The following is a 16,641-nucleotide window of genomic DNA, read 5'->3' on the forward strand; positions in this document are numbered from 1 at the left end:
CAGACCATAGAAACGAAAGGATTTCACGAGGAGGACGTGACATGCCGATTGCATCGCTGCGCGATATCGAAACGCTTGAAGAAACGACGGCCGAGGCCGTCTGGGCCAGAGGCTCGGTCTATGAGCAGATCGCCCGTGTCGCGGAGCGTAGTCCGGAAAGGGTCGCGATCCGGGCGCTGCAGAGCGGGGCGGCGGACACGCCCGTCGAAACCGTCACCTATGGTGCACTGCTGCGGCGCATTCATGCGATGGCGCATCTCTTCCGCCAATGCGGAGTGGGGCCGGGGGACGCCGTCTCGATGCTGCTTGCTACCGTGCCGGATGCCTTCGCGGCGATGATCGGCGCGCATCTGGTGGGCCGGGCCAATCCGGTCAATTTCCTGCTCGAGCCCGCGCATATCGCCGCCTTGCTGAAAGCCGCCAAGGCAAAAGTCCTGCTGGTGCCGGACGCAAGCGTTCTTCCGGGCATCATCGACAAGCTGCCGGCCATTCTCGCGGCGCTGGACACGCCCTTGCATGTCTTCCGCGTGGGGGGGCAGCCTGGCGGGGCAGATGATGCCGTTCGCTCCATCGATGACGCCCTGTCGGGCCAGCCGCAGACCCGGCCGGATTTCTGGCGCGCGCCGGCGCCCGATGATATCGCGGCCCTCTTCCACACGGGCGGAACGACCAGCACGCCGAAGCTCGCGGTGCACAACCATGGCGGCATCGCGCACCATTGCTGGGCGCTGGGATCGGCCTGGTGCAAGGGCGAAGACGAGATCGTGTTCAACGGCCTGCCGCCCTTTCATGTCGGTGGCGGCTATGCGGCGGGTCTGATGCCGCTCTCGCTCGGCGCCGAAATCGTGCTGATGACGGCGACGGGCTTTCGAAATCGCGATGTGATTGCGAATTTCTGGCGGCATGTCGAACGTTTCCGACCGACCGTGGTCGCCATGGTGCCGACGAGCTGGAGCGCGGTGATGAATGTTCCGGTCGAGAACGCCGATATCTCCTCCGTTCGCCTCTGCCATGCGGGCGGCGCGGCGATGCCTCTGGAAACGGCGCGTCAGGTGGAGCAGCGGCTCGGCCGGCAGATTGTCGAAGGCTGGGGCATGACCGAGCTTCATGGCTTCGGCGCGATGAACCCGGCGACGGGCGAATGCCGCATCGGCTCCGTCGGCTTTCGCCTGCCTTTCACGGAGATCATTGTCGCGAGAGTCGAGGCCGGCCGCATCGCGCATGTCTGCGAAGCCGACGAAGCCGGCCATGTCCTCGTGCGCGGCGAGCAGGTCTTCGGCGGCTATCTCGATGCGGCGCATAACGAGAGCGCCTGGTATGACCCCTTGCCGGGGGAGGCGAGGCCAAACTGGAGCAAGGGTGGCCGCTGGTTCGACACGGGCGATCTGGGGCGCAAGGATGCGCAAGGCTATCTCTGGCTCACCGGCCGCTCGAAGGACGTCATCATTCGCGGCGGTCACAATATCGATCCGCTGGTGATCGAGGAGGCGCTTTATCGTCATCCTGCGGTGGAACTGGCTGCGGCCGTCGGCCGGCCGGATGCCTATGCCGGCGAATTGCCCGTTGCCTTCGTCCAGCTGCGCGCCGGCCACGAAGCCGAAGCAGATGTGTTGCGTGCCTTCAGCGCTGAATTGATCGCTGAACGCGCGGCCGTGCCGGTCGCGGTCTCCATTGTTCCGGCCATGCCGCTGACGGCCGTCGGCAAGATCTTCAAGCCAGCGCTCCGGGAGCGGGCCGCGGTGGAGGAGGTGCGCTCATGGGCAAACGGTATGCTCGGTGACACCGTGGTAATAACGGCCCGACATGACCCGCGCCACGGTCTGCTTGTCATCATTGAGCCACCACCCGTCACGCCCATCGCTACGCTGGACGCCCTCAAGCACCGGTTGGCTGTCTACCATTTTGCAAGCGAGATCATCGGTCTTGAGTCATACTGAAGACCGGTTGCTTGCCGGAATGCGATCCTGAGCCTCCTTCCGCCGGCCGCGTCAGATCGAAAGTGCCGGCGGACTTGTGCATTGCGTTCGACCTTTCCCTTCGGTACCTCGAATTTTGCAGATATCGGCAATGGACCCTCTTGCTCCAAAGAGCCTATGGCGATGTCCGTCGATTGGTCTGCAAAGTTGCACCCAGATGGGCGGGGTTTCCTCAGACTTTTCCGCCTTAAGGCCAGTCGAAATATTCCGGGGAAACGGCGTGTGCTGCGCGCCCCTCCGGTCCCGTGATCCGGCGCCGGTAGTCATGAGGCGATATTCCGGTTACCCGCTTATAGGCGTGGCTGAAATAGGTCTGGTCCGGAAAGCCGAGTTGCGCGGCAATCTCCTGGATGGAGCTCGCCGAGCGCTCCAGCCGAAGGTTCGCCTCCTGCATGATCCGCTGCTGGATCAGGGCCTTCGGTGTCCGCTCCAGCGTGCGCGTGCAGATGGCATGCAGCCTGTCGTGGCTGAGCCCGAGAGACTTGGCGTAGAAAGCCATGGGACGGCGCTCGCGGAAGTGCAGTTCGACCAACTGGCGGAAACGCTGCAGGATCGCGACGTCCAGACCGTGCCCGGTCGCAGTCGGCTTTTCCCATTCACCGGTCCGCCATAGCGTCATCATCAGGAGCCGGGCATAGCCGGCAATCGCCAGATCCGAACCGCGGCCCGGAACCATCACCTCCTTGATGAATCCCCTGGCGAGGTTGATCAGGTCGCCAAATGTCTCTGTTGACGCAGCATCCAGCGTCACGATGGCCGGCCGTTCGGTAAAGGTGCGCAGCAGCACCGACTCCGCCTTGTTGCCGATCGCATCGATCAGAAGCTCCTGCGACAGGCCAACGAGGAGCGCTTCCGCGCCCGGATCGATCGAAAGCGTCGGCGCTACGGAGGCCGGGAATGTGAAGGCTGCCTGTTCCGAGAGCGCATGCGATTCCTGCGAGAACTCCGCCTGTGCATGACCGTCGATCAACACGAAGACATGGAAAAACTGGCCGTAGGGCGGGCGGCCGGGTTTGACGATCCGCCGAAAAAGCGTCGGAGTGAACGTCTCGCCGCGAAACTGCTCGACGCTAATGCCAGCCTGACTGTTCATGGTCTGCTCCAAATGAACTGCAATTACCCAAAAAATATCAAATTAATGCCAATAAACAACATTCCTGAAATTGAAAGCCGCGCCTAAGGTTATCGTGCCTTATGGGAGGAGGCGGATCTGCCTGACATGCGCGAAATCAAGCGCGGCGGCAGATAAAGGTTCAGGCGCTGATGCGCAGACCTTTCTCCCGGGCTGGGAGGCTGGCGATGCTTGATGCAAAATTGCTGATCAATGCCAAGGATGTCGATGCGACGGGCTCCGCCGTGTTCGAGCGCCGAAGCCCCATTTCCGACCACGTGGTTACCGTCGCCTCTGCCGCGACCGTCGCGGATGCGCGCCATGCCGCAAATGTCGCGGCCTCTGCCTTTCCGGCGTGGTCTGAAGCCAGCCCGTCCTTTCGCCGCGACATTCTCATGAAGGCGGCCGAAAAGCTCCTGGACATGCAGTCCGCGTTCTGCGAGGCGATGTATGACGAGCTCGGCGCCACGCGGGAATGGGCCGAGTTCAACGTGACCGTCGCCCAGAACATCTTCATCGAGGCGGCCTCGATGACGAACGCGGTCACGGGCGAAGTGGTGCCCTCGTCAAGGCCAGGTTCGTTTTCCATGGCCTACCGGCAGCCGGTCGGCGTTTGTCTCGGCATTGCGCCCTGGAATGCACCGGTCATTCTGGGTGTTCGGGCCATTGCCATGGCACTTGCTTGCGGGAATACGGTTCTGCTGAAAGGTTCCGAACTCTGCCCGCGCACCCATCGCCTTATCGGCGAGGTCCTGCAGGACGCGGGGCTTCCGGCCGGCGTGCTCAACGTCATCCTCAATGCGCCGCCCGAGGCCGAGCGGATCGTGCATGCGCTGATCGAGCATCCGGCGGTGCGGCGCATCAATTTCACCGGCTCGACGCGTGTCGGTCGCCAGATCGCGGAAAAGGCGGCGCGGCATCTCAAGCGTTGCCTGCTGGAACTGGGCGGCAAGGCGCCGCTGATCGTGCTCGACGATGCAGACATCGACGAGGCGGTCAAGGCCGCCGCCTTCGGGGCCTTCATGAACCAGGGCCAGATCTGCATGTCGACGGAGCGGATCATCCTGCATGAGGCGATTGCCGACGGCTTCGTCACAAAGTTCGTGGAGCGTGCGCGCGGGATCATCGCCGGGGACACGCGCAGCCAGCAATTTCCGCTCGGGCCGGTCATCAACGAGTTCGCAGCCGCCCGCATCCGGGCGCTGATCAGCGACGCCGTCGCGAAGGGCGCGCAAGTTCTCTGCGGCGGCGACATGCACGGCAATTTTCTGGACGCAACCGTGCTGGACCGCGTCACGCCCGCCATGCGGATCTACGAGGAGGAATCCTTCGGGCCGATCGTCAGCCTCTTGCGCTGCGGTTCCGACGACGAGGCGGTGACGATCGCCAATGCCTCCGAATACGGCCTGTCATCGGCCGTCTTCAGCCGAGACATCGGCCGCGCCCTTTCGATCGCCAAGCGCATCGAGAGCGGCATCTGCCATATCAACGGGGCGACGGTGGCAGACGAACCGCAAATGCCGTTCGGCGGCGTCAAGGCCTCCGGCTACGGCCGGTTTGGCGGCAGCTCCGCGCTCGATGAATTTACCGAACTTCGCTGGATTTCGATCGAAACCGGGCCATCCGCCTATCCGATCTGAACCCGGCTATCTGCAACATGCGTCATCAAACTGGGAGGAAACCATGACGACGAACATCCTGAACATCAGCCGCCGCGGCTTCGTGTCGGCGTCGATCGCCGGCACTGCGGCTCTTGCGCTCGGCGGTCGCGGCCTTGCGGCCGATGCGCCCAAGCTCAAGGTGGGCTTCATCAGCCCGCGCACCGGCCCCCTCGCAGGCTTCGGCCAGACCGACGGCTATGTGCTGGAAAAGGTCCGCGAAACGCTGGCCAAGGGCGTGACGCTCGGCGGCAAGGCCTATGCCGTGGAAATCCTCGACCGCGACACGCAGTCGGATCCCTCGCGCGCTGGCCAGCTGGCCAAGGATCTGATCAACAATGACGGCATCGACATGATGCTGGTCATTTCCACGCCGGAAGTCATCAATCCGGTCTCGGACGCCTGCGAGGCCGCCGGCGTGCCCTGCCTGTCGACCGTCATGCCGTGGGAAGCCTGGTATTTCGGCCGTGGCGCCAAGCCCGGCCAGCCGTCGCCCTTCAAGTGGACCTACCATTTCGGCTTCGGCGTCGACGAGTTCTACAAGGCCTATGTATCGCAGTGGTCGCTGATCGAGACGAACAAGAAGGTCGGTGTGATGTACCCGAACGACGCCGACGGCAACGCCATCCGCGCCGCACTCGCACCCAAGCTTGCCGCCGCTGGCTTCACCATCATCGATCCGGGCCCGTATGAAGACGGCACGACCGACTATTCCTCGCAGATCGCTCTGTTCAAGAAGGAGAAGGTCGAGATCTTCAACACCTTTCCGATTCCGCCGGACTTTGCCGCCTTCTGGCGCCAGGCCGCGCAGCAGGGCCTGCACAAGCAGGTCAAGATCGTGCAGGTCGCCAAGACAGGTCTCTTCCCGTCCGACGTGGAAGCGCTCGGCAGCCTCGGCAACAAGATCGCCGGCGCCTGCTACTGGCACAAGGCCTTCCCGTACAAGTCGCCTTTGACGGGTCTGAGCGGCACCGATCTGGCGGACGGCTACGAAGCCAAGACCGGCAAGGAATGGACGCAACAGCTCGGCGCCACGATGTCGCTCTTCGATGCCGGCTTTGCCGCGCTCAACAAGGCCAGCGACGCCAAGGACAAGGCCTCCGTCGCCAAGTCGCTTGCCGGGCTGAACACCGAAACCATGATCGGCAAGGTCGATTTCACCAGCGGTCCGTTCCCGAATGTTTCGCCCGGCCCGATCATCGGCGGTCAGTGGGTCAAGTCGCAGAACCCGAAGTTCAAGTACGACTTCGTGGTCACTGAAAACGCGACCGACAAGAATGTACCCGTCGCAGCCAAGCTGCAGCCGTATAACGCTTAAGGAACGGGACAAGGCGATGGCAGAGACGGCGGGACCAATACTTCTGGAGGCGAAGGGCGTTGCCAAACGCTTCGGTGCGCTCCAGGTGCTGAGCGGGGTCAACTTCACGATGAGCCAGGGTGAGGCGGTCGGCATTGTCGGTCCCAACGGGGCGGGCAAGACGACATTCCTCAGCGTGCTGTCTGGAGCGCATGCGGCAAGCGAAGGCCGCATCGCCTTCTTCGGGAAGGACATCACTGCCATCCCCGCCATGCAACGCTGCCATATGGGACTGGTGCGCACGCACCAGGTCCCGCGCCCGTTTTCCGGGATGACTGTCTTTGAAAACGTCCATGTCGCGGCCGTGCATAACGGCGGCCGCGGCCGAGAAGCCGCGTATCAGGCGACGCTTGAAGCGCTCGACCTCTGCGGCATGCTTGCCATCGCCAACCGGCAAGCCGACACGATCGGCCTGCTCGATCGTAAGCGTCTGGAGCTGGCCCGCGCGCTGGCTGCTGACCCCAAGCTGCTGCTTCTCGACGAAATCGGGGGCGGCCTGACGGAAAGCGAGGCGGAAGAGCTTGTGCAGACCATTTCGAAACTCACGGCGCGCGGCATCTCCGTCATCTGGATCGAGCATATCGTCCATGTGCTTCTGAAGATTGCCCGGCGGCTTATCTGCATGGATGCGGGCCGCATCATTGCCGATGGCGACCCGCAGGCGGTGATGAGCCATCCGGAGGTGGTCAAGGCCTATCTCGGAGGATCGCCGGAATGACGCTTCTGTCGATTGAAAATCTCGATGTCCGCTATGGGCAGTTCAAGGCCGTGCGCTCCGTCAGCCTCAAGGTCGGCGCGGGCGAGGTCGTGGCGATGATCGGGGCCAACGGCGCAGGGAAGACGACGCTTCTGCGCACGCTGGCCGGCGCGATCCGCCCCGCAAGCGGCCGCATCCTGTTCAAGGACAAGGATGTGACGGCGCTGTCGGCACATGAGCGCGTGAAATCCGGCATGGTTCTTGTTCCCGAAGGGCGACGTCTTTTTGCCCGCATGACGGTTGAGGAAAACCTGCAGCTCGGCGGCCTCGTCAAACGCGGCGGCGACTGGTCCGTCGATCGCATTTTCTCGATCTTCCCGAACCTCGTGAAGCGCCGTCATGCCAAGACCGGCACACTGTCGGGCGGTGAGCAGCAGGCGACCGCCATCGGCCGCGCGCTGATGACCAACCCCGACGTCATCTTCTTCGACGAAATCTCGCTCGGCCTGTCGCCGCTGGTGGTCGATCAGGTCTATGCCTCGCTTGCTGAGCTTCTGAAATCCGGCGTGACCGTCGTGCTTGTCGAGCAGGATCTGAAGCGCGCCATGGCGGTTGCCGGCCGCGCGATCTGCATGCTCGAAGGGCAGGTCGTGCTGGATCGCACCATGGCAGAGACCTCCCGCGACGAGATCACCGAGGCCTATTTCGGGCTCAAGCGCGGCCAGAGAAATGACCATGGACATGGAATGGGGGGAGCACACTGATGCTGAACCAGATCGCCCAAGCCATCGTCCTCGGCGGCTATTATGCACTGATCGCCTGCGGGCTGTCCTTCATGCTGTCGGTGATGCGCGTCATCAATCTGGCGCATGGCAGCCTTCTCGTCCTCGGCGGCTATTTTCTCTGGTATCTCGGCGAGAATTATCAGGTTTCGCCGTTTGTCGGGCTTCTCGCCCTCGTACCGCTTCTGGCGCTCGCCGGCTGGGCGCTTCAGCGCTTCCTGCTGGAACGCAGTGCCCGCGGCGGCGAGCTTCTGCCGATCCTGACCACGTTCGGCCTGTCCATCGTGCTCGACAATCTTCTCTTCGAGCAGTTCGGCGCCGATACCCGCTCGCTTGCACCCTATATCGGCGATCTCGCCTGGGACAGCTTTGAACTTCCCGGTGGCATATTTGTCGGCCAGATCGGCGTCTTGACGCTCGTCGCTGCCATCGTGCTTCTCGGCGGTCTTCAGCTCTTCCTAAGCCGCACCGGCACGGGCAAGGCAATCCGCGCGACGGCGGAAGATCCGGATACGGCGGGCATTGTCGGGATCGACGCGCGCAAGGCAAGCGCGATTGCTTCAGCGATTGCCGTCGGCTCCATCGGCGTTGCCAGTGCCGCACTCGGCATGCGCGCCACGTTCGACGCCTATGCGGGCGGCGCGCAACTGCTCTTCGCCTTCGAGGCGACGATCATCGGCGGCGCGGGCTCGCTCTGGGGCACGCTCATTGGCGGCATCGTGCTGGCGCTGGCGCAGACGGCGGGGGCGGCGATCCACCCGCAGGGCTTCCTGATCGGCGGGCACCTGGCCTTCATCCTGGTCCTTTTTGCCCGCTTCCTCTTCCTTCCGGGCGAATTCACCTATCGGCTGAGACGCATTGCGGGGCTCGCGAAATGACCACGACCAACCTCACTTCCTTCCGCATTGAACGCTGGACGACGGCCTCGGTCGTTGCCGTCTGCCTTTGCGTTGCCGCCATCGTGGCGCTCGCCATCGCGCCGGCCGTGCTCGGTGCAGGGGCCGTCGATCGCCTCACCGCGCTCTTCATTTATATCGTGCTCGCCGCGATGTGGAATGCGCTCGCCGGCTATGGCGGCCTTGTTTCGATCGGCCAGCAGCTCTTCTTCGGGCTCGGGGCTTATTTTACCATCCGCATCGCCAATCTGGGTGTAGATCCGTTCATCGCCATGGCGTTCGGCGCCATCGTGACGACCGTCATCGCCTATCCTGTTGGCCGTTTCATGTTGAAGCTGAAGGGTGGCGAATTTGCCATCGGCATGTGGGTTCTGGCCGAACTCGCGCACCTGCTGGTGAACCTCGATACGCTCATCCAGGGCGAAACCGGCACCTCGCTGATCTCCCTCAACGCCTATGACATCGGGCTCCGTCGCAACCTGATCTACTGGCTGGCGCTCGCCACCATGGCCGGGCTTCTCTCGGCGCTCTTCTTCCTGCTGCGCAGCCGGACGGGCGCCGCCATCCAGGCGATCCGCGACAGCGAGGAGGCGGCCGCGTCGCTTGGCGTCGACGCCATCCGCACCAAGAGGCTGATCTTCGTGATTGCGGCCGGCGGCATTGCCGCAGCAGGTGCGCTGTGGCTTGCCTCCGCCATTTCCTTCCAGCCGAAGACCTATTTCTCGGTGCAGTGGACGGCCTACATGATCTTCATGGTGCTGGTCGGCGGGATCGGCAAGTTCGAGGGCGCGATCCTGGGGGCCATCCTCTTCTTCCTGATCGAGACATGGTTTGCCGCCGCAGGCGTCTGGTACCTCATCGGCCTTGGCGCCGTCGCGCTCATCTTCTCCCTCGTCCTGCCCAAGGGGCTCTGGGGCTATTTCGCGGACCGCACGGGGCTTCGGCTTCTGCCGGTCGGCTATGTCGTGCGCGAGTGATCGCGCCGACTGTGAACACAACAAAATCAAGGAGGATTGAACCATGCTTTTTGGCAAGAAGATCGTCATCACCGGGGTTGCGTCCGGGATCGGCAAGCGCACGGCGGAGCTCGCCGCGCAACTGGGTGCAGATGTCATCGGCATTGATGTCAGGAAGCCTGACGTCAAGGTCGGCCACTTCGTCGAGGGCGATATCGGCTCGGCGGCAGGCGTGCAAGCGATTGCCGCAGCGCTGCCGCGCGGCATCGATGCGCTTTGCAATGTTGCCGGCATTTCCGGCAAGGCGGGAATCGTGCCGACGCTGGCGATCAATTTCTACGGGCTGCGCGAGCTTTCCTATGCCGTTTCGGCCAAGATCCGCGAGGGCGGCTCCATCGTGAACGTTGCCTCCATTGCCGGCTATGGCTGGCGGGCCAATCTGGAGCGGGCGAAGAAACTGGTTGCCGTCAAGGGCTTCCCGGATGTCGACGCCGTGCTCAGGGCCGAGGGCCTGCATAACGAATTCGGCTATCCGCTGTCCAAGGAACTGCTGCTTCTTTGGAACATGCAGGCCGCACACGAGCCGGTCTTCAAGGATCGCGGAATCCGCGTGAATGCGGTCAGCCCCGGTCCTGTCGAAACGCCGATCCTCACCCAGTTCCGCGAAGTGCTCGGCAATCCCCGCGTCGACAGCGATATCGAACGCGTTGGCCGCGCCGGCACCGCAGAAGACATCGCACCGCCCGTGCTCTTCCTCTGCTCGGACGCCGCACGCTGGATCAACGGCGCCAACATTCCCTGCGACGGCGGGCTTGAAGCATCCATCAACGCCGAAGTTCTCGGCTTCTGAATTATCTGAACGGAGACTCCCATGAACATCCATCTTCTCATCGACGGCGAGGCAAAGGCTGCGGCCAGCGGACGGACCTTCGAACGGCTTGATCCGGTGACCGGCGCGGTTGCCTCGACCTCGGCCGCTGCCGGCATCGAGGATGCCAATGCCGCCGTTGCGTCTGCCGCTGCCGCCTTCGAAAGCTGGTCGAAGACCGGCCCTGGCGAGCGCCGCGCACTCCTGATGAAGGCTGCCGACATCATGGATGCCAAGGCGGGCGACTTTATCGCCGCGATGATCGCCGAAACCGGCGCGACCGGCGGATGGGCCGGCTTTAACGTCATGCTTGCCGCCGGCATCATCCGCGAGGCTGCTGCGATGACGACGCAGATCGGCGGCGAGATCATTCCGTCGAACAAGCCGAACACGCTGGCTATGGGTGTCTACAAGCCCAAGGGCGTCTGCCTCGGCATCGCGCCGTGGAACGCACCGGTCATTCTGGGCACCCGCGCGGTCGCGATGCCGATTGCCTGCGGCAACACCGTCGTCCTGAAGGCGTCGGAACTTTGCCCGGCGGTGCATCGCCTCATCGGCGAGTGCTTCAACGAGGCGGGCCTGCCGAAGGGCGTTCTCAACGTCGTGACCAATGCGCCCGAAGATGCCGCCGCGATCGTCGAGGCGCTGATTTCCAACCCGGCGGTGAAGCATGTCAATTTCACCGGCTCCTCGCGCGTCGGCCGCATCATCGGCCGTCTCGCAGGCGAAAACCTGAAGCCGGCGCTGCTCGAACTCGGCGGCAAGGCGCCGCTCATCGTGCTGGACGACGCCGATATCGACGGCGCGGTGAATGCCGCCATTTTCGGCGCCTTCATGAACCAGGGCCAGATCTGCATGTCGACCGAGCGTATCATCGTCGACGAGAAGATCGCCGACGAGTTCGTGGCGAAGCTGTCCGCGCGCGCTGCAGCGCTGCCGGCCGGCAATCCGCGCGAACATGTGGTGCTCGGTGCGCTCGTCACCCCGCAGGCGGCCGAGAAGATGGATCGGATCATGGCGGACGCCACCGCAAAGGGCGGAAAAATCGTCGCCGGCGGCAAGCGCACCGGGGCGATCGTCGAGGCCACCGTGGTCGACCATGTGAAGCCCGGCATGACCATCTACGAGGAAGAGTCCTTCGGCCCGGTCAAGCCGGTCATCCGCGTGCAAGGCGAAGAAGAGGCCATCCGCGTCGCCAACGACACCGAATACGGTCTCTCGGCCGCGGTTTTCAGCCGCGACGTCCAGCGCGCCATGCGCGTGGCCGACCGCATTCAGAGCGGCATCTGCCACATCAACGGTCCGACGCTGAACGACGAGCCGCAAATGCCCTTCGGCGGCGTCAAGGCCTCTGGCTACGGCCGTTTCGGCGGCAAGGCGGCGATTGCGGAATTCACCGACCTGCGCTGGATCACCATCGAAGATTCACAGCAGCATTACCCGTTCTGAGTTCTTTGAGGGATCTCAAAACATGCTGGCGGAAGTGTTCCATCTTTCGCCAGCAAACAAAACAGATATGCGTGCGCACCCCAAGAAGCGAAATCGCGGGCACGAGAACGAAAGGTGCTCCTCGCCGGTTGGAGCCTTCAGCATCGCTGTTCGGCGAACGCGCGGTGAAGACATTTTGCTGACCCGGCCGGGAAACGCATGAAATCCGGTCCGCCTCCAAGGCGGACCGGACATTGCGGGTCTCTGCTCAACAGCCGGCTGCGGCCATCAACCCGTCTTGCCGAGAAGAATGTCAGCCATGCGCTCGCCGATGATGACGGTCGAGGCCATGGTATTGCCTGTCGACACCCGCGGCATGACCGAGGCATCGGCAATCGAAAGCCCTTCAATCCCATGGACCGACAGGCGGCCATCGACGACCGACAGTGCATCCTTGCCCATTTTGCAGGTGCAGCTTTCATGGAAATACGTGCCGGCTGCATTGCGAGCGAAGTTGCGAAGATCCTCACCGCGCAACGGACCGGGCATGACTTCGCGCTTCACGAACTCCTTCATCACCGCCGAGTTGCCGATCTCCCGACAGAGTTCGATGCAAGTCACGAGCGCCTTCATGTCGGATTCTTCCTTGAGGAAGCCGCCGTCGATCTTGACCGGGTCCTTGGGGCCAGCACCCGTCAGGCGAACCTCACCGCGCGATTTCGGTCGTACCAGGCCCGGAGCGATCGTCCAGGCGCCTGCCGGCGGATTGAAGGCGGGTCCAGTCACTTCGGATGCAAACGGCACCTCGATCTGGAAGGGCTGGAGATCGGGCGTCTCGAGGCTGGAATCCGACTTCCAGAAGAAGGTCGCCTCGGCGGCCGAATTCTTCGGAGGCAGCGGGGTATTATACTCCCAGATGCAGCCGGCAGCCAGAATGTGATCCTGAAAGTTCTGCCCGACACCGGGAAGATCATGGACAACCGCAACGCCCGCTTCTTTCAGATGCGCAGCAGGACCGATGCCGGACTGCATGAGGATCTTCGGCGTGTTGATGGCGCCCGCCGACAACACGACGCGCTGGTTCGCGGTGACCGTATGGAGGACACCATCCTTCTCGAAGGTCAGACCGGTCAAGCGGGTGCCGTTCAGGTTCAGACGATGCACGACGGCACCGGTCAGAAGCGTGATGTTCGGCCGCTTCAGCGTCTCCCACAGGTAGTCCGAGGGTACGTTGCGCCGCATGCCGTCCTTGATGCGGACATTGGCGAGTGCGGCGCCGCCCTTTCCTTCCATCATCGCGCCGTTCATATCGGCATGGGCGGGAATACCGACGCTTTCGCATGCCTTGAGGAAAGCCGGCGCAATCGGATTGGGATCCTGAACTTCGGTCACATAGAGACGTCCGCCCGTGCCGCGACGGCTGGCATCCTGCGGGCCATGCCAGTCCTCGATCCGCTTGTAGATCTTCAGCACATTCTCATAGCCCCAGGCCTTGTCACCGGTTTCGGAGGCCCAGAAATCGAAGTCGTTCTTGTGGCCGCGCGCCCAGATCATGACATTGATCGACGAGCCACCGCCGACCACCTTACCCATCGGCAGGATGATCGAACGCCCGTTGACCTTGTCCGAAGGGGCAGCGCTATATCCCCAGTCCCGCTCGGAGCGAATGTTGGTCGGCCACAGGAGCGGGTTCAGGACGGCGTCCAGCTGGTCGGTTCCGCCGGCTTCCAGAACGAGAACGGTAGCATCTGTTTCGGCCGCCAGCCGGCCGGCGACCACAGCGCCGCCCGAGCCCGACCCGATCACGATGTAATCGTAGCTGGAAGCCAGTTTTTTGGCGTTATAGCGCTGGGTGATCGCGGCATCGCCGAGGCCCTCTGCCCAAGCTTGCGCCGTGGCAACCGTTGCGCCGGCGGCGACCGCCATCGTGATGAAGGCGCGTCGCCCGATCCGGCCATGAACGAGACCGGCTTGCAACGCCATAAGTTTATCGCCCTGTTCGAGCGCGTTTGAATTGAAGTGCATGATGCTCCTCCCAGAGCGGTGTTGGTTTGGGTCCGCGGCTCCAACCCCACGGGCCCCATATGCTCATCATCAGAATGGCAGGCGATGCGCCTGACGCTGCGTCGAAATCCAGCGCTGGGTCGTGAAGGCTTCGATGGCGCCTTTTGAGCCCCATTTGCCGCCACCGCCCGAGGCGCCGAGCCCCGAGAACGGGCAATGCGGCTCGTCATGCACGGTGGAATCATTGACATGGACCATGCCGGCGTGGATGCGCTCCGCCAGCAGTTCGCCGCGCAGCACGTCGCCCGTAATCACCGAGGCCGAAAGCCCGTAGACCGTGTCGTTGGCCAGCGCGATCGCCTCGTCCTCACTGTCGAACGGCGTGACCGTCGTCACGGGCCCGAAGATTTCTTCGTTCCAGACGCCCATGGATCGCGTCACATCCGTGAGCACGGTGGCCGTATAGAAGCGCCCTTCGGCCTTGCCGCCGCAGTGAAGCTTTGCACCATCCTTGACAGCCTGATCGACGAGGGCTTCGATCCGGCGAAGCTGGCGCTCGTTGATGATCGGTCCGATGACGCAGGTTTGCTCCTCGGGATTGGTGGGCACGAAATGAACGGTCTTGGCCACCAGCTTCTCGACGAAGCGGTCATAAAGGCCGCGGCTCACCAGGATCTTGTCGCAGGACATGCAGATCTGGCCCTGATGCAGGAAGGACCCGAAGAAGGCGAGATCGACGGCGCGATCCAGATCCGCGTCATCCAGAATCACCATCGGGTTCTTGCCGCCGAGTTCCAGAATGATCGGCTTGAAGGCCTGGGCACAGGCGGTCGCCAGCGACTGCCCGACGCGGGTCGATCCCGTGAAGCTGATGACAGCAATGCGGTTGTCCTTCACGAAGCTGTCCCCGACCATGGAAGCGCCGTCGCGCGAGGTGGTGATCACGTTGAATACGCCGGCCGGGAAGCCGGCATCTTCAAAGAGCTTCGCCAGCATCAGGCCTCCGACGATGGGACTGTCTTCCGACGGCTTCAGAACCGCCGTGTTGCCCAGCGCCAGCGCATAGATGAAGCCGCGCAGCGAAAGATAAAGCGGGAAATTCCACGGGCTGACGACACCCACCACGCCGGCCGGCGCACGCATGGTACGATTGATCTTGCCGGGCACCTGGCTCGGATAGATCTCGCCAATTTCGCGGGTGGTGAGGCCTGCAGCCTCGGCGAGCGCCAGGGGCACGAGAGAGCATTCGAACATGGCCTTGCCGAAACCGGAGCCGGTCTCGGCGATCAGCATGTCGACAAACTCCTGCTGCCGCTCGACGAACAGGGATGCAGCACGGTGGAAGACACCGGCGCGCGCGGCCGGCGGAAGGGCGGCCCAGCCCGGCTGTGCCGCAGCGGCCGCAGTGATGGCCGCATCGATATCCGACTGACGAGCGTCGGGCACATGGGCGATGACGCCGCCATGGCTCGGATTGATGGTGGCAAACGTCGCCCCACCCTCCGCAGCACGCCAATTGCCACCGATATGCATTTCATAAACGAGACCAGCCTCGTTTTCAGATGACTTGATACGCTCCAGCATTGATTTCCTCCCAGAAGCTCTGGACTTCATCAAAGCGGATCGCGTCAGCGCCAACCATGAACAGGACTCGCAGATTTCGGCACGAGATTACCAATCGAGCATGCTGGTCGGTTGCTGACGCAGCTTGCGGTATTCCGCCGGGCTATCGCCCGTCGCTTTCCGAAATTCACGGCTGAAATGGCTGGCATCCGAAAAACCAAGCTCGAAGGCCAGCACCTCGATCGGGTCGCGTGACTGACGCAGCCGGCGTTTGGCTTCCATGATCCGCAGCCGATTGGCGAAGCGAGCCGGTGTGGTGCCGAAGAACTTCCGGAACTGGCGATGCAGCGTCGCTTCCGACGTGACGGCAACGCGGGCGAGTTCGGTCGTCGGAACATGCCGACCGAGGTTTTCCCTGATCAGATGGGCTGCTGCGCGAATGCCCGTGTCTTCGATTGCATGATCGAGCACCAGAAGCTCGCTGCTGCGGCTCTGCATCAGTCTCAAGATGGCATCATCGAGCCTGATGTCGATCCTCAAATCGGCAAAGACGTCGCGCTCACAGCAAAAGAGTTCCATGAGACTTGTCAGTTGCAGATGTCGGGCTTCTTCTCCGCGCAGGACCGCAAAAGCCGACCAGTCCAATGCGGCAACCGTGCGGTTGCCGGCTCGTGTCATCCTCTCGTTCAGCCGGCTGATGATCCCTTCAAGTCGGTCCGTTTCAATCTCGAAACAGTTGCATTCGATGGGTGTCGCCTGGCTCGCCATACCCAGATCGACATCGATTTCGAGCCCAGGCGGCACGAACATGACATCGCCGGTGAAAAACTCGAAGGCATCGCTGCCGCCGACGCGCATGACCTTGGTGCCGCCTCTCAGGTCACAGATGATGGGATTGGAAAACCGGAATTTGACCTGGGCCGGCGTGTTGGTGAAATAGCTTGCCGCTTCGGAAAAGGCCGCGTAATGGGCAGTCCGGTACTCGATCAGTTTCTCGACATGACCGGATGACCGCTCATGCGCGTGATTGGAATATGCTTCCATTCTCTCCTCCCTGCCTCGAGGAAGGCTAACGGTCCGCAAAAACCCAGTCCACAACTATAAAAGTGGCGTTCTATACCTGATGGGTATGAAGGCTGAGGCAAAATAGCGATCGTACTTCATTGCCGACATTGAGCCGCGCCTGGTTTTCCGGAGGCTTCAACTTCTGAGAAAGTGGAGCTGACATGCGCAGGACAACGAACGAGTTCTCAGCTGAAATGCGTGAGCGTGCCATCCGCATGGTGCTGGATCGCGAAGCAGAACTTCCGCGTCTACGGCGTTCGGAAGGTATGCATGAAGGAGA

General features: G+C 62.8%; 13 protein-coding genes. 9 read left to right on the forward strand and 4 right to left on the reverse strand.

The genetic code is table 11. From position 1 onward, the window contains the following. Nucleotides 1-41: 41 nt before the first annotated feature. Nucleotides 42-1,937: an AMP-binding protein gene (locus LQK83_RS16570; RefSeq protein ID WP_230838508.1), complete on the forward strand. Its 1,896-nt coding sequence runs from the start codon at nt 42-44 to the stop codon at nt 1,935-1,937. Between the two features lie 226 nt (nt 1,938-2,163). Here the strand turns inward: LQK83_RS16570 and LQK83_RS16575 are convergent, their stop codons facing one another. After that, on the reverse strand, nt 2,164-3,069 hold the full coding sequence (locus LQK83_RS16575; RefSeq protein WP_230838509.1) for a helix-turn-helix domain-containing protein: 906 nt from the start codon (nt 3,067-3,069) through the stop codon (nt 2,164-2,166). Between the two features lie 206 nt (nt 3,070-3,275). On the opposite strand from LQK83_RS16575, the gene LQK83_RS16580 reads away from it, so the two are divergent. From LQK83_RS16580 to LQK83_RS16615, 8 genes are read left to right on the forward strand one after another with little or no spacing between them, the layout of a single operon-like run. Continuing rightward, a complete protein-coding gene (locus tag LQK83_RS16580; protein WP_230838510.1) occupies nt 3,276-4,727 on the forward strand; it encodes an aldehyde dehydrogenase in 1,452 nt (483 codons plus the stop codon). 43 nt (nt 4,728-4,770) lie between these two features. Beyond that, the gene (locus LQK83_RS16585) at nt 4,771-6,063 is read left to right on the forward strand and encodes an ABC transporter substrate-binding protein (protein ID WP_230838511.1); all 1,293 of its coding nucleotides are present in this window, start codon (nt 4,771-4,773) and stop codon (nt 6,061-6,063) included. A gap of 16 nt (nt 6,064-6,079) precedes the next feature. After that, on the forward strand, nt 6,080-6,820 hold the full coding sequence (locus tag LQK83_RS16590) for an ABC transporter ATP-binding protein (RefSeq protein WP_230838512.1): 741 nt from the start codon (nt 6,080-6,082) through the stop codon (nt 6,818-6,820). Then, complete coding sequence (locus LQK83_RS16595) at nt 6,817-7,563, forward strand: ABC transporter ATP-binding protein (protein ID WP_230838513.1); 747 nt, start codon at nt 6,817-6,819, stop codon at nt 7,561-7,563. Before LQK83_RS16590 ends, LQK83_RS16595 begins: the two co-directional genes overlap by 4 nt. Continuing rightward, nucleotides 7,563-8,459 (forward strand): branched-chain amino acid ABC transporter permease, encoded by an 897-nt coding sequence (locus LQK83_RS16600; RefSeq protein ID WP_230838514.1) that lies wholly within the window; start codon nt 7,563-7,565, stop codon nt 8,457-8,459. Before LQK83_RS16595 ends, LQK83_RS16600 begins: the two co-directional genes overlap by 1 nt. After that, nucleotides 8,456-9,454, forward strand: coding sequence for a branched-chain amino acid ABC transporter permease (locus LQK83_RS16605; protein WP_230838515.1), 999 nt, complete (start codon nt 8,456-8,458; stop codon nt 9,452-9,454). Before LQK83_RS16600 ends, LQK83_RS16605 begins: the two co-directional genes overlap by 4 nt. A 43-nt stretch (nt 9,455-9,497) precedes the next feature. Beyond that, a complete protein-coding gene (locus LQK83_RS16610) occupies nt 9,498-10,283 on the forward strand; it encodes a coniferyl-alcohol dehydrogenase (protein ID WP_230838516.1) in 786 nt (261 codons plus the stop codon). Nucleotides 10,284-10,304: 21 nt separating this feature from the next. Next, on the forward strand, nt 10,305-11,750 hold the full coding sequence (locus LQK83_RS16615; RefSeq protein WP_230838517.1) for an aldehyde dehydrogenase: 1,446 nt from the start codon (nt 10,305-10,307) through the stop codon (nt 11,748-11,750). Nucleotides 11,751-12,017: 267 nt separating this feature from the next. On the opposite strand, the gene LQK83_RS16620 is transcribed toward LQK83_RS16615, so the two are convergent. From LQK83_RS16620 to LQK83_RS16630, 3 genes are all read right to left on the reverse strand, one after another. Beyond that, a complete protein-coding gene (locus LQK83_RS16620; protein WP_230838518.1) occupies nt 12,018-13,754 on the reverse strand; it encodes a GMC family oxidoreductase in 1,737 nt (578 codons plus the stop codon). Between the two features lie 69 nt (nt 13,755-13,823). Next, the gene (locus LQK83_RS16625; protein WP_230838519.1) at nt 13,824-15,317 is read right to left on the reverse strand and encodes an aldehyde dehydrogenase family protein; all 1,494 of its coding nucleotides are present in this window, start codon (nt 15,315-15,317) and stop codon (nt 13,824-13,826) included. Nucleotides 15,318-15,404: 87 nt separating this feature from the next. Then, nucleotides 15,405-16,340: an AraC family transcriptional regulator gene (locus tag LQK83_RS16630; RefSeq protein ID WP_230838520.1), complete on the reverse strand. Its 936-nt coding sequence runs from the start codon at nt 16,338-16,340 to the stop codon at nt 15,405-15,407. Between the last annotated feature and the right edge of the window lie 301 nt (nt 16,341-16,641).

This window comes from Rhizobium sp. C1 (assembly GCF_021026335.1).
GTDB lineage: Bacteria > Pseudomonadota > Alphaproteobacteria > Rhizobiales > Rhizobiaceae > Ensifer_A.

Bases quoted from the DNA above. Each gene is read 5' to 3' on its own strand.
- LQK83_RS16570 (WP_230838508.1), top strand. From the start codon at position 42: ATGCCGATTGCATCGCTGCGCGATATCGAAACGCTTGAAGAAACGACG.
- LQK83_RS16575 (WP_230838509.1), bottom strand. From the start codon at position 3,069: ATGAACAGTCAGGCTGGCATTAGCGTCGAGCAGTTTCGCGGCGAGACG.
- LQK83_RS16580 (WP_230838510.1), top strand. From the start codon at position 3,276: ATGCTTGATGCAAAATTGCTGATCAATGCCAAGGATGTCGATGCGACG.
- LQK83_RS16585 (WP_230838511.1), top strand. From the start codon at position 4,771: ATGACGACGAACATCCTGAACATCAGCCGCCGCGGCTTCGTGTCGGCG.
- LQK83_RS16590 (WP_230838512.1), top strand. From the start codon at position 6,080: ATGGCAGAGACGGCGGGACCAATACTTCTGGAGGCGAAGGGCGTTGCC.
- LQK83_RS16595 (WP_230838513.1), top strand. From the start codon at position 6,817: ATGACGCTTCTGTCGATTGAAAATCTCGATGTCCGCTATGGGCAGTTC.
- LQK83_RS16600 (WP_230838514.1), top strand. From the start codon at position 7,563: ATGCTGAACCAGATCGCCCAAGCCATCGTCCTCGGCGGCTATTATGCA.
- LQK83_RS16605 (WP_230838515.1), top strand. From the start codon at position 8,456: ATGACCACGACCAACCTCACTTCCTTCCGCATTGAACGCTGGACGACG.
- LQK83_RS16610 (WP_230838516.1), top strand. From the start codon at position 9,498: ATGCTTTTTGGCAAGAAGATCGTCATCACCGGGGTTGCGTCCGGGATC.
- LQK83_RS16615 (WP_230838517.1), top strand. From the start codon at position 10,305: ATGAACATCCATCTTCTCATCGACGGCGAGGCAAAGGCTGCGGCCAGC.
- LQK83_RS16620 (WP_230838518.1), bottom strand. From the start codon at position 13,754: ATGCACTTCAATTCAAACGCGCTCGAACAGGGCGATAAACTTATGGCG.
- LQK83_RS16625 (WP_230838519.1), bottom strand. From the start codon at position 15,317: ATGCTGGAGCGTATCAAGTCATCTGAAAACGAGGCTGGTCTCGTTTAT.
- LQK83_RS16630 (WP_230838520.1), bottom strand. From the start codon at position 16,340: ATGGAAGCATATTCCAATCACGCGCATGAGCGGTCATCCGGTCATGTC.